Raw genomic sequence first — 11,658 nt, forward strand, 5'->3', positions numbered from 1 at the left:
GAACCAGAGGATCTCAGCCGGAAGCATCACTTCGAGAGGAAGGGTCACGAGCACGTGATCATCAACCAGCGAATCCGTTCGACGACGAAGGTCTTCGCTGCCACCGCCATCGCCTCCCTGGCGATCGCGGTAGCCCCCGTCATCAGCCAGCCCGCCCACGCCACCACGCCCCCGGGGACCGTCGCCAAGGTCATCACCAAGGTCGTCAAGGTCTCCGCCCCCAAGTACGGGACGAGGTCCTACCGCCCCGTCGGCAAGCTGACCGCGGGCGGCAACCCGATCAAGGGCAAGCGCATCCACCTGCAGAAGCGGGCCAGCGGCCGCTGGATGAGCGTGACCTCGTGCGTGACGAACAGGTACGGCAAGTGCGCCGTGATCGTGACGCCGAAGGTCAGCCGCTACTACCGCTGGAAGTTCGCCGGCGACGCCAACCGGAGACCCGACGTGTCCGCGTCTTTCTACCTGAAGAAGCGCGTCTCGGGTCTGGACTACAGCTACGCCAACGGCGAGCAGGTCTTCAACGCCACCACGACCAACGACCGCGACTGCGGCGAGATCCCCGCCTACAAGAAGCCTGTCCGGGTCAACAACAGCTCCGACCCGTGGGCTCTCGACCGGGACAACGACGGCTACGGCTGCGAGTGACCCGGAGCCTTCGTCAAGGCGGTGTCCTGAGCTTGTCGAAGGGTATGTAGGCCGGGGCTCACATCCCTAGCGGAACTCCGCACGGGATGTGAGCCTTCGGCTGCATACCTCGATGGAGGAACAGCTAGCGCCGGTGGACCGGGTCCGCGATGGCCTGGATCCGCTTCGTGGCCAGGTCGATCATCAACGTGGCGGCGGGGGAGAGGGTGGCGTCGGTGCGATGGACGATGGCGAACGTGTCGTACGTCCGGGGTCGCAGTGACACCCAGCCGGCCTTCGGTGCCAGCCGGGGGAGCAGCTGTTCGGCTGCTCCCTTGGCGATGACGCTGTCGGCGTACCCCATCCCCACCAGCTCGACTGCCGTCTCGATGTCCTCGACCTCGATCCGGCTGGGTGGGTTGCGCCCCGTCTCGTGGAGCAGGTTGCGGATGGTGACCCGGGTGGGGTCCTCGGAGCTCCAGCTCGTGTCGGACATGACCAGCGTGGCCAGCGAGAGCCGGTGCGGTGTGACCGGCGTGGCCAGGTGGGCCGGGTCGGCCGAGATGTAGACGAGCTCGTCGCGGGCCACGGGGGTGACCTTCAGCCCCGGACCGGAGACGCTGCCGACGAGCAGCATCGCCGCCTCGAGCCGTCCGCGCCGCAGGTCGTCCTGGACCTCGGTGGAGTTCTGCCCGATCAGCTCGACGCGTACGCCCGGGTATCGGTCGAGCACATCGGCCACCAGTCCGGCCCCGCCGTAAAGCCGAGCGATCCCGAACATCCCGAACCGGATCGTTCCGGTCTCGAACTGCTTCACCGCCTGCACTGCCTTGCGTGCGTCCTCGGCGGCGGCGACCGAACGCTCGGCGTGCGGCCTCAGCTCGTCGGCCACGCCGGTCGGCACCACCCCGCGCCCGACGCGCAGGAAGAGCTGGACGCCGAGCGTACGCTCCAGGCTTCTGACCTGCTCCGAGATCGACGGCTGCGCATACCCGAGCTCCTCGGCCGCCGCGGTCAGCGAGCCATGCTCGTAGACCGCGAGGAACACGCGGAGCTGGTGCAGCGACAACATAGAGACATCCTATGACTTTCCAAGGAAAGATCGTCTACCTCTATGAATCGCCAGCGGTCATCATTGAATCACCACCCCTGTATCCGCAGTCGGTGGTTGACCCACGTTCAGAGAAGAGCAAAGCAACAATGAAGCACGGCGTACGCCGCTTGGGCCGCCTCATCGGCAAGGGCAAGCCCACCCGCATCAGCATCGACGAGCAGGTCGAGGCGCACCGTTTTAGTGTCGAGCGCGCAGTCTCGGTACACTCATCCGGTCCGCTCAACCAGGACCGCTTCATGCGGTAACGGATGACGGTACGCCGCCTTAGCTCAGTCGGCAGAGCGTCTCACTCGTAATGAGAAGGTCGTCGGTTCGATTCCGACAGGCGGCTCCGACAGAAACCCGGTCCTGACCAGCCAGAACATCGCTGCGAAGGCCGGGTTTGTTGTTTGTCATTCGCCTGCCTCCCGCTCTTGTGTCCCCCCGGTGGCCCCCGGACCCTCCTCAGAGCCCGTTCCAGGCCCCTTCTTGCGGCCCTTCTTGGGGCGCGGCTTCCGCTCCTCGTTCAGCCGGTCGAGCCCGTACTCATGGGCCCCGTTGCCGAGGAAGTGGAGGTAGAGATTCGTGGTCGCGATCGACTCGTGACCCATCCACGCCTGCACGATCCCGGGGTCGACGCGACGAGACAGCCACAGGCACGCTGCCGTGTGGCGGAGGTCATGGATCCGGCGACCCTGCCCGTTTTCCTCCCACTTCAGTGAGCGGATGATCGGGGTCCGATGCATCGTCGAACCGGCGTCAGTGGTGAACAGAAGATCGCCGGCCTTCTTGCCTTCCGCCATCTCCAGCACGATCGGGAGCACCCGGTTGGCCAGAGGAACCCGACGTGAGCGCCGGCCCTTGGTCGACTTCGTCTCGATCCCCTCCGGCTGGGAACGACGGACCAGCAGCCCCGGAGTAGGGACCTCCATCAGATCCGACACCTTGACCGCTCTTGCTTCACCCCAGCGCAAGCCAGTCCAGGCGAGCACCAGGAAGATGTCCGCGAGGCGCTGATTCCTCTGCTTCCAGACCTCGTACGCTTCCTCGAGCTCGTCTTCGGTGAACGGGTTCATCTCCTCTCTCTCCTCGGACTGCTTCGGCACCGTGACCCCGACGACGGGGTTGCTCACGATGTACTTCTCCCGGACACACCAGGCGAAGAAGACCGACAGACTTGCCCGGTACCGGACCACCGACGACTCGGCCAGACCATCGGCCAGGAGTCGTTCGAAGACCCGGGCAACCTCACGCTCGGAGATGCTCGCCACCTGCATGTTGAGCATGCTCGTGGGCGTGAGCCGCTCGACGTCCTGATCTGCCCGGAACGTCTTGACCGCAACGGTCCCCTTCCGAATCGGCAGCCACTCAGCGACCAGATCACGTACACGACGTTTGCCTGCCCGGGGGTCGACTCCGCCGGCGAGTGCAGCGCGTTCCCGAGCAAGCCAGGCCTTGGCTTCCCGTTGGGTGTCGAATACCTTGCTCGTGACGTTGGCCCGGCCATTCTTCAGCCGAGCGCGCCACCGCCCGTTGGGCATCTTCGAGACGCTCATGCCGCAGCCTTCTCGACCCAGGCCAGCACATCGCTAGGCCGGTAACGGGGTGTCGACGGCGACAGCCAGATGACCCGGGGTCCATTCCCGGTCTGGCGCCAGCGGCACAGCGTGGAGGGAGCAACCTGCATCCACTCCGCGACCTCCTCAGAGGTCAGCAACTTCTCATCCATCTCACTTCCCCTTCTGGTTGGTGTGCTTGGTCTGGGCTTTCCATTGCTCGTACTCACGCGCTCGAGCGGCGGCGGCGAGTGCGAGGGTCTCGTCGCCGGGGTTCGTCCAGCCGGTGCCTTGGTAGGTCCATTTGCCGATGACGAGGGTTGTCTCGGTGTCGTCAGCCAGGAGCCGTGCCTCCAGCTCCCCGAGGTCGAGCAGGGCTTTACGTGCGTCTTCGTCGTGCTCGGCGGTGGCGACCAGGTCGCGGTACTTGGCGCGGGCGCGGCGGAGCTGGCCGAGGGTGACGGAGTAGCGCCGGGACTTGGTGGAGAAGTGGCCCCGGAAGCCGAGCATGTGCGCCCACTTCCCCAGGAGTTGGTACGGGTTGGCCGGCGCCCCGTTGGCATCGACGTGAGGGCCGTAGTGCTCCCGTGCTCGAGCGCTGAGCTGTCGACACCTCGAGGCGAATCCGGCGATGTGCTCAACCGGCCGATCAGCTCGGATCGAGTTGGCATCCTTGGTGGCGTACTTCGCGAGATAGCCGGCGACCTGCCCAGGCGTTAGCGGCCCGTCAGGGTCGTCGGTGCGGTTGGTGTCGCGTACGACCCGGACGTCGAGCTGCTTACCCCAGCACAGGACCCGGGCCACGTCATCGTCGTCGACCGGGGGTGCCTCGAGCAGGACCTCGGCGGCGGCCTTCTCCAGGAGCCGGCCAAGGGTGCGACCGTCCAGCGGTGCCGGCGACCCGGGACCATCGGGACCGTCCAGCCGGATGAGGGCGTGGAAGTGCACCAGGCCGCGGGCTTGGTACTCGGCCACCTTGGCGAATTGCACAGAGGCGACATCGGCCAGGCATGGCGGAGGGGTCGGGTTCTTCTTGGTGGGCTTGCGACGGGTCTCGGTCACGCCGAGGTTGTGCGCCAGGGCACGGCGGAGCGCGATGGTGGTTCGTCGCCACAGCTCCGGGGCGTGCCACTGCCAGACAACCGCGCTGTCAGTGTCGTGACACTCGTGGCACAGTGGCGCGCCATTGGCGGAGTCGTCGGGGTCGTGGACTGCCATGCACCCGAGGGGGCGGCCGTGTTCGCAGGTCAGGGGCTGTCCGGCCCTGGCGGAGCGTGGCCGACACCGTCCGCCAACCGGTTGCCCGTTCTTCGGGCGAGGTCCGTGGACGTGTCCGAAGGAGGGCGCGGTGAAGGTGACGAACAGCAGCGGGTTGTCTGCCACCGTGACGGGGATCGTCTTCCCGCCGACCAGGCCGGCGTTAATCATCGCGTAGGTGTCGCGGGCATACGTCCTCGAGCAGGACGGGCACACGTCAGCGCGGCGGTTGCCACAGGGACGGTAGAGCACCCCGAGCGGGGCATTCGCGGACGAGAACGTGCCGACAAGCTCCCCGCTACGGGCATCAATCGTCGTCGAGGACCCAGAGAGCCGGATCGGGTGAGCGCAGTACTTCACCGCGGCTGCGGTCTCGGCCCAGGCGTCGAAGGAGCCGTCGAGGAGCCGGGCGCCAACTGCGTTGAAGGCGGCCGGGGTGAGTCCGGACAGATCCAGCGGCGCATCCTCCCCGTACCCAGGGAACGAGCCCGAGGTCGAGGACGACGCGTCACTGTGGATGCCCGGCGCATCCAAGGTCGAGACGGTCACGCCGCACCATCCAGCGGCATCACGTCGAGCAGGTCGAGCAGGTCCTCAGGCTCGGCGGCGCGGTCGATGCCGGCCCACCAGCCACCGGTCGCGGTGCGGGCGTAGGCGGTGCAGGCGAGGCGGACCGGGCAGCCGGCGCAGGTCTCTTGCATCAGCTCGACCAGAACCGAGGGGGTCTCGATCTCGTCGGTGGTCCAGGGCAGACCGCGAGTTTCCCGAGTCGTGCACGCGGCGTGCTCCATCCAGGCCGGGGTACTCATGCCGCACCACCCAGCGCGGGAGGCTCCGGAGCGATCGCACCAGGAGCAGCCGTGGGGTCTGCCGGGTAGAGCGAGGCAACCCGGCGAATCAGGTCATCAGACCAGTAGTCGGCCCTGATCCGGTCGGTGGAGCCGTCCTCGTCGATGATCCAGGCCGTGCCCTGCGCCGCCTTCAAGATCCGGTGTGCCGGCGCGAAGGGTGCCATGCCGTCACCGAGGACCATGTTGGTCTCCATGACCGAGCGCAGCCGCAGCGCGATGGTCTGAGTGAACAGGCCACGCATGTCGATGACCTCCTTACGCGGGTCCTGCACGAACGCCACCACCACGACGCCCACGGCGCGGCCGATGGAAAGAAGCCGCTTCAACAGCCGCTCGGCCTCCTGCTTCACCTCCCGATCCGCATAGGCGGTCAGCGAGGCCAGCTCATCGATGACCAGGAGGTAGAGCGGGTCACCCGGGCCGGGCTTGTGGTTGCGGGAGTAGCCGCGTAGTTCCTCGGTGCGTGCGTCAGCGATCGCCACGAAGTCGCGCAGCATCTCGACTGCCTGCTCACCCGTGACGGCGATCTTGGTAAACAGTGGGGCGCCCATCGTGAGTTCCATGCCGCCCTTGAGGTCGATCCCGTAGGCGCGGACTGCATCAACCGCGATCGAGGGAGCCAGGGACCCGACAACGCCCCACAGGATCGAGCCCTTCCCGGAGCCGGAGGCACCCACCGCGACCGTGTGGCGCTGCTCGATCTGGAGGTCGAAGGGCTTGCCGGATTGCCGGCGGCCGAGTCGGACGGTTTCGGTCTGCATCCGCGGGTCAGGCATCGCCGCGACAGTGGGGGTCTTAATCAGATCCCGCATCACTAGCTCGAACATCACCGTTGACCCGGCCCGGCGCTTGGCGGGGTAGACCCGGTAGGCGTCTGCGCTGTAGGTCGCCGCCAGTTTGGGGGCGAAGGCCTCGAGGTCGGCCAGGGCCTGGCCCCGGCGAGTGCGGACCTTGAGGGTCACCGAGTGCCGGGAGGTCTTCACTCGCTTGAGGCGAGGATCGCGCCACTTCTCGATCGACTCCTGTCCGATCCCGAAGCGCTTCACACGCTTGGTCCGCCGCTTGGACAGACCGGCCTCCCGGGCGACTGACTTCCAGGTGAGGCGGAACCGCAGCCACCACCAGGCGCGCCGGCCGATCGAGGCCAGCCACCCCAGGGCAGCCAGCGTGAGGGGTCGGGTCGGTTTGATCACGACCAGGACCGCGATTGCCAGGGCAACCAGGCCGCCGAGGCTGTAGAGGATCGTCTCGTTCATCACGTACTCCTTCCGTTCGTGTTGTTGGTGTTGCTGGATCCCGCCGGCCGCCACGGCTTCCCTTCCATGACGGCCGGCGGGCGAATGTGGGGTGTGCTCACAGGCCGGCCGCTTTGGCGCGGCAGGTCGGGCACACCGGGGTTGAGAGGTCGGGGTAGTCCCAGGTCCAGGAGCTGCCGGCGTTGGGCTGGCCGCAGAGGGTGAGGTCGGCGTTGAGTCCGGCGAAGTGCGCGGGGTCGGACCCATCGCCGATCCACACCAGGTAGACGCTCACGCTGCGTCCCTAGGAATCAGGACGTCCTCGACGAGGTCGACCACCCAGCCGGGAGCGGTCGCGAGAGCGGGAATGCCCTTGGCGATACCGCCTGCGAACCGTTCGCCGTCGAGCCAGCGCATGGACGAGCTGCGGTCGACCGGGCCGATCTCGTCGAAGATCTGCCCCGAGATCGTCACCGCCACCGCATCGTCGGCGTACTCCTCGACCAGCAGCACCGCGGCGTAGAAGGTCTTGCCCTTCGAGTCCGTCAGCGCCGGGGCATCGACGAGAGCAAAACGACGGCTCACCGCAGTCAGCACGATCCCCGCGGGCTTGTCGGAGGCGGTGACGGCACTCATCACGCGGCCTTTGAGCTAGCGGCAGCACCGGCAGCGGGCTTGCGTGCGGGGTTCTCGCCAGGCTTCACCATCGACTCGGCGCGGTAGGACCAGGTGATCCGGGTCCGGTCCTGGTTCTCCTTGTTCTTCCCGCCCGTGTACTCCACGTACGGCAGTGCGGTTAGGCCGACGAACTCGACCGGGGTCCAGGGGAACGGGGTGTCGTTGGCCGGCGGGACGGGCTGGTGCTTGGCCAGGAACTTGACCGTGATCGCGGTGTCCTTCTTCCCCGCCGTGTCGTCGGCGTCGAGGATCACGACCTGCCACATCGGAAGGCCGGTCTCCTTCTCGAGCTGCTGGGGCATCGACCCATCGGCTCGCTTGCCGGCCTGGAAGTCGAGGACCGGCTCAACCTCGCCCTTGAGAAACGCTCCCTGGGGGAACACGTCGCTGTGCTGGACTGCGAAACGCTGCTTCATCGCCATGACTGTCTCCTTGGTTGTGGCAGCGAGCCCTTCCCGCTACCTAGGCACCTAACTAGTTAGGTATAGATCGAAGGTAGCACCGCCTAGGCGGCCTGTCTAGTTAGGTGCAAGAATTGGTTCCATGTCCGTGAACCGAGCCGGGGACGCATCGCCCTCACAGCAGATCGCCGCAGACCTCCGACAGGAGATCCGCTCCGGCGAACTCCCCGAGGGAGCGCGCATCCCCTCGACCGCGCAGCTGATGGAGCGCTACGGCGTCGCCTACCAGACAGCGCGTCAGGCAGTCGGGGCTCTGCGCGCCGAGGGTCTCGTCGACAGCAAGACGGGTAGCGGTGTCTTCGTCCGTCGCCGGCCGCACATGGTCCGTCTGGGTTCCGATCGCTACGCGAGGCGTGTTCGCGATCGCGGGCAGGCGCCATTCCAGGCAGAGGCTGAGGCGGCCGGCATGAGCTGGTCGCAAGAAGTGCTCGAGCTGGGCACTGTCCCCGCGCCGGCGTGGGTTGCGGGGTGGTACGAGATCGAGCCTGGCGCGGACGTCTTCGTACGCCGCCGGCGCACATGGCTCGCCGATGACCCAACGCAGCTCGCAGACAGCTACTACCTACCCGAGATCGTCGAAGGAACCGCGATCACCACCGAGGACTCCGGCCCGGGTGGGTCGTACGCCCGACTCGACGAGGCAGGCCACCGAATCGAGCGATTCCGCGAGGAGCTCCAGGCGAGGCCGCCCACGCCAGAAGAGGCCAAAGGCCTTCACCTACACCCTGGTGTTCCGGTCATCGAGCTACACCGCATCGCGTACTCTGCGTCGGGTCCAGTCGAGGTGTTCCGATCCGTACTTGCTAGCGATCGGCACACCTTCGCCTACGAGTTTGAGGCCCCTGAGTGAGCATCCGTCTTAGCGCACAGAGCTACACCGAGACGTCACCGACTCATGAGCACAACGAGGACTTCGTGCTCGTCGGCAACGACTTCGTGATCGTGCTCGACGGCGCGTCGCCTGTTCCGGGCCTCAAGAACGGATGCATCCACGACGTGCCGTGGCTTGTCCGCCAACTCGGCCTGCGTCTCGCCGAAGGACTGGCAACGCCGAGCACCTGGAGCCTGTCTGCGATCCTCGAGCGCGCGATTCAGCAGGTGTGCGACGCGCACGCGGACACCTGTGACCTCGAGGACCCAAACAGCCCTTCGTCAACGGTTGCCCTGCTTCGACTGCGCGGGGACCGTATCGACTATCTCGCCCTCGCAGACTCGTCGGTCGTGTTCCACATGGCCGATGGAGGCGTGCTGCCGATCACTGACGACCGGCTCGATCACCTCGACGACTACTCGGTCGCCGGAATCGGCGCGGTTCGGAACACCCCCGAGGGATTCTGGGTCGCCAGCACCAAGCCTGAAGCGGCCCGTCATGCTGTCGCCGGCAGCGTCTCTCTTGCTGCGCAGCCGGTCCAAGCTGCTGTGGTGCTGACTGACGGAGCCGCGACGCTCGTCGAGCGGCACAAGCAGAGCTGGGAAGACCTCTTCCGCATCCTTGAGTCCGGGCCGGTGGAGTTGGTGCGCCGCACCAGAGAAGCTGACGAGGCAGGGGCGGGCGCATCTCGCGGAAAGCGACACGACGACGCGACCGCCGTCCTGTGTCACTTCGTGTCCTCTGCGACGGAGCAGCTCGGCAACTAGGGCGAGATCGCGATACGAACATACGTTCGATATCCTGACGTGTGTCGGCCAACCCTCCCAAGAACGACGCCTGGCCCACTCCCAGGCACTGGCTACACGTCTGGGTGCATCGCCAACGTCGGAACTATCCGCCACCCATGCCCGGCCTCGTCCTCAAGTGGGAGTTGTACAAGGGCAGGTGGCGCGCCTGGGTGATCTGGGTCGACACCACCTACGCCGCACCGGAGATCCGGCACGCCTGGCTACCAGTTAACGAGCTTCGGCCAGCGCGAAGCGACATCAACATTTGGAATGATCGGTACCGGTGAATCTGCTGCGATTTGTCGATCATCAAGATTGATGACGCGCGCTACGCATCCGCCGCGGGCATGTGTCGGGCCTTCATAGCCTGCGACGATGCCAGGTCTTGAGTTAGACGAGCCAACCGCCGACGAGGTCAGTACCGCACTCGAAGTCTTCAAGGAGTGGCAGGAGGGGGCCCAAGAAGGGGCAATGGAGAGACTGCGTCCGCTGGCAGGCGCAGAACGCCCCTGGGCGCTTTCCTTCCTTTCTTGGCTGTACATGCAGCGAGGCGTTCCCGAGATGGCTAAGGGCATTCCATACGCCAAGAGAGCCGCCGAGCTGGGAATGCCTTGGGCTTCGGCGAACCTGTTCAGCACCATGGTCGGAAACGCGACGTCGTTTCCTGACGGCATTGAGTCGGCTCTGGATCTCATCAACCACCCCGGGCCAGTGTGGTCGGGCTTCGATCCTGTCAACTCAGGGTGGAACCTCATCGCTCAAGGTCGAGCCGCAGAAGGTGTGCGCCTTATGGGCCTCCGCAGCGTCTTTCCCGTGACCGACCAAGAGTGGGTCGCCATGAGCGAATCGGCGCGCAACCAAGCTGGAGAAATCAGCGCTGCATTGAACCGCGCGAAAGCGGCGGAGGCCGAGGTCGGCACCGCGGCCGCGGCGCATCTCGTCGCGATGGGGAAGGCTGAAAGTGATCTGGAAACCCGCGCGAAGCAAGCCCAACTCATGGTCACGACCGTCACGTCCGAAGCCACCGGAGCCTTGTTCACGAAGGATGCAAATAGCAACAAGAAGGAGTCGAAAACCGCGTGGGTGTCGGGACTCGTGGTTTTGGCCGCCGCTGCGGCAGTTGCCGTAGCGCCACTCCTTCTGCACTACCTCGGACGCGGACCGGACTACTCGACCGGCGCACTGTTCGGTGCGCATGCCGGCTCAACGGCGGCCTTGGCAACGGTGGCAGGAGTCCTGCTTGCGCGCGCACGATCCCGTGATCTCGCCCGCCAACGGGCTAGTGACCTCTCGATCGCGATGGGCACGATGATCACGTACAGCAACCAGATCAGTGATGACGCCGAGCGACAGCGCTTCATGACGACCATGGGTCAACTAGTGCTGCAGGCACATCTCACGACGGGCACGCAGGGCCATCAGGCGGAAGAGTCACTGACTGGGTTGATAGCTCTTGCCAACGTGATGAAGCCCGGCAATCCCGGTAGCAGCAGTTGACCAAGCCACACACGGGCATATCTGTCACCACCTCAACACTGGCACTCGGGCACTCGGGCTGTGCTCTCTTGTGAGAACTTTCTCTACTGACTCAAGGCGGCCTTCGGCCGCGAGCGCGGCCTCCGGGGGCGTGCGGCCTGGCGGCCGGTCCCCCTACGTGCCGCGCAAATGAAGAAGAGCGCCCAGTCCGTAGACCAAGCGCTCACTCTCCAACCCGAGCCGATCACCGCCCGCGCGGACCTCGCTGACCGAACTCCGGATCGACGTACTCCTCATCGCCCAGCTTCTCCGCGACCTTCGTCCTCAGCCGCAGATCCGGGAACTTCCGCCAGACCTTCCGCCGCCGGCCCAAAACCGCATCCTCGACCCCGGCCTCGACCTCGTCATCCGGAGCACCGATCGCATCAGACAAGGCAACAGCGTCAGCACGACGGTTCGCGCGGTTCACCCCAGCCTTCCGACGCGGAACCGCCTTGCGAGCAGCCTTGTCGTTGTTGCCGTAGTTCGGACGTCGGTCGCGCTCGAGGCTCAGCCGCTTCTTCTCCTGCGGGTTCTTCACGCGACTCATGCACGCAACGGTAGAGGAGGGCGACATCGGGCCGGTCGCAATTACAGGTTGTTGGCTGATGACGAGGGAGGAGGAGGGGTTGCTGCCGGCAGGGACACACCCCGCGTCACCTCGAGGCACGGTGAGGTTGGGCAGCGTGGGGGCGAGCCCCCAGGCCCCCGCCAATGGGGCCAATTGCC

The 11,658-nt window shown here is 66.1% G+C and carries 15 protein-coding genes and 1 tRNA gene; 6 read left to right on the forward strand and 10 right to left on the reverse strand.

Going from position 1 to position 11,658, the window contains the following annotated elements:
* Window positions 1-54 precede the first annotated feature (54 nt).
* On the forward strand, window positions 55-645 hold the full coding sequence (locus AB0F44_RS23765) for an excalibur calcium-binding domain-containing protein (protein WP_357359130.1): 591 nt from the start codon (window positions 55-57) through the stop codon (window positions 643-645).
* A 124-nt stretch (window positions 646-769) separates the two neighbouring features.
* Here the strand turns inward: AB0F44_RS23765 and AB0F44_RS23770 are convergent, their stop codons facing one another.
* Window positions 770-1,696 (reverse strand): LysR family transcriptional regulator, encoded by a 927-nt coding sequence (locus tag AB0F44_RS23770; protein WP_357359131.1) that lies wholly within the window; start codon window positions 1,694-1,696, stop codon window positions 770-772.
* Window positions 1,697-1,707: 11 nt separating this feature from the next.
* Here AB0F44_RS23770 and AB0F44_RS23775 point away from each other — a divergent pair, with 11 nt between their 5' ends.
* Window positions 1,708-1,983: a hypothetical protein gene (locus tag AB0F44_RS23775; RefSeq protein WP_357359132.1), complete on the forward strand. Its 276-nt coding sequence runs from the start codon at window positions 1,708-1,710 to the stop codon at window positions 1,981-1,983.
* A gap of 13 nt (window positions 1,984-1,996) precedes the next feature.
* A tRNA-Thr gene (locus AB0F44_RS23780) sits at window positions 1,997-2,069 on the forward strand.
* A gap of 61 nt (window positions 2,070-2,130) precedes the next feature.
* Here AB0F44_RS23780 and AB0F44_RS23785 read toward each other — a convergent pair.
* From AB0F44_RS23785 to AB0F44_RS23820, 8 genes are all read right to left on the reverse strand, one after another.
* Window positions 2,131-3,273 (reverse strand): site-specific integrase, encoded by a 1,143-nt coding sequence (locus tag AB0F44_RS23785; protein ID WP_357359133.1) that lies wholly within the window; start codon window positions 3,271-3,273, stop codon window positions 2,131-2,133.
* Window positions 3,270-3,446, reverse strand: coding sequence for a DNA-binding protein (locus tag AB0F44_RS23790; protein WP_357359134.1), 177 nt, complete (start codon window positions 3,444-3,446; stop codon window positions 3,270-3,272). Before AB0F44_RS23790 ends, AB0F44_RS23785 begins: the two co-directional genes overlap by 4 nt.
* Before the next feature lies 1 nt (window position 3,447).
* Window positions 3,448-5,079 (reverse strand): replication initiator, encoded by a 1,632-nt coding sequence (locus AB0F44_RS23795; protein ID WP_357359135.1) that lies wholly within the window; start codon window positions 5,077-5,079, stop codon window positions 3,448-3,450.
* Window positions 5,076-5,339 carry a hypothetical protein gene (locus tag AB0F44_RS23800; protein ID WP_357359136.1) on the reverse strand — a complete coding sequence of 88 codons (264 nt, stop codon included), beginning with the start codon at window positions 5,337-5,339 and terminating at the stop codon, window positions 5,076-5,078. The genes AB0F44_RS23795 and AB0F44_RS23800 overlap by 4 nt, the downstream gene beginning before the upstream one ends.
* Window positions 5,336-6,637 (reverse strand): FtsK/SpoIIIE domain-containing protein, encoded by a 1,302-nt coding sequence (locus tag AB0F44_RS23805; protein WP_357359137.1) that lies wholly within the window; start codon window positions 6,635-6,637, stop codon window positions 5,336-5,338. Before AB0F44_RS23805 ends, AB0F44_RS23800 begins: the two co-directional genes overlap by 4 nt.
* A gap of 97 nt (window positions 6,638-6,734) precedes the next feature.
* Window positions 6,735-6,911 carry a hypothetical protein gene (locus tag AB0F44_RS23810; RefSeq protein WP_357359138.1) on the reverse strand — a complete coding sequence of 59 codons (177 nt, stop codon included), beginning with the start codon at window positions 6,909-6,911 and terminating at the stop codon, window positions 6,735-6,737.
* Window positions 6,908-7,252, reverse strand: coding sequence for a hypothetical protein (locus AB0F44_RS23815; protein WP_357359139.1), 345 nt, complete (start codon window positions 7,250-7,252; stop codon window positions 6,908-6,910). Before AB0F44_RS23815 ends, AB0F44_RS23810 begins: the two co-directional genes overlap by 4 nt.
* Window positions 7,252-7,716: a plasmid replication, integration and excision activator gene (locus AB0F44_RS23820; RefSeq protein ID WP_357359140.1), complete on the reverse strand. Its 465-nt coding sequence runs from the start codon at window positions 7,714-7,716 to the stop codon at window positions 7,252-7,254. The genes AB0F44_RS23815 and AB0F44_RS23820 overlap by 1 nt, the downstream gene beginning before the upstream one ends.
* Before the next feature lie 121 nt (window positions 7,717-7,837).
* Between AB0F44_RS23820 and AB0F44_RS23825 the strand changes: the two genes are divergently transcribed.
* From AB0F44_RS23825 to AB0F44_RS23835, 3 genes are all read left to right on the forward strand, one after another.
* Window positions 7,838-8,605 carry a GntR family transcriptional regulator gene (locus AB0F44_RS23825; protein ID WP_357359141.1) on the forward strand — a complete coding sequence of 256 codons (768 nt, stop codon included), beginning with the start codon at window positions 7,838-7,840 and terminating at the stop codon, window positions 8,603-8,605.
* A complete protein-coding gene (locus AB0F44_RS23830) occupies window positions 8,602-9,393 on the forward strand; it encodes a protein phosphatase 2C domain-containing protein (protein WP_357359142.1) in 792 nt (263 codons plus the stop codon). Before AB0F44_RS23825 ends, AB0F44_RS23830 begins: the two co-directional genes overlap by 4 nt.
* Window positions 9,394-9,789: 396 nt before the next feature.
* Window positions 9,790-10,911 carry a hypothetical protein gene (locus AB0F44_RS23835; protein WP_357359143.1) on the forward strand — a complete coding sequence of 374 codons (1,122 nt, stop codon included), beginning with the start codon at window positions 9,790-9,792 and terminating at the stop codon, window positions 10,909-10,911.
* A 223-nt stretch (window positions 10,912-11,134) separates the two neighbouring features.
* Here the strand turns inward: AB0F44_RS23835 and AB0F44_RS23840 are convergent, their stop codons facing one another.
* Complete coding sequence (locus tag AB0F44_RS23840; RefSeq protein WP_357359144.1) at window positions 11,135-11,479, reverse strand: hypothetical protein; 345 nt, start codon at window positions 11,477-11,479, stop codon at window positions 11,135-11,137.
* Between the last annotated feature and the right edge of the window lie 179 nt (window positions 11,480-11,658).

The sequence above is a fragment of the Nocardioides sp. NPDC023903 genome (genome assembly GCF_040639295.1).
Taxonomy (GTDB): Bacteria; Actinomycetota; Actinomycetes; order Propionibacteriales; family Nocardioidaceae; genus Nocardioides.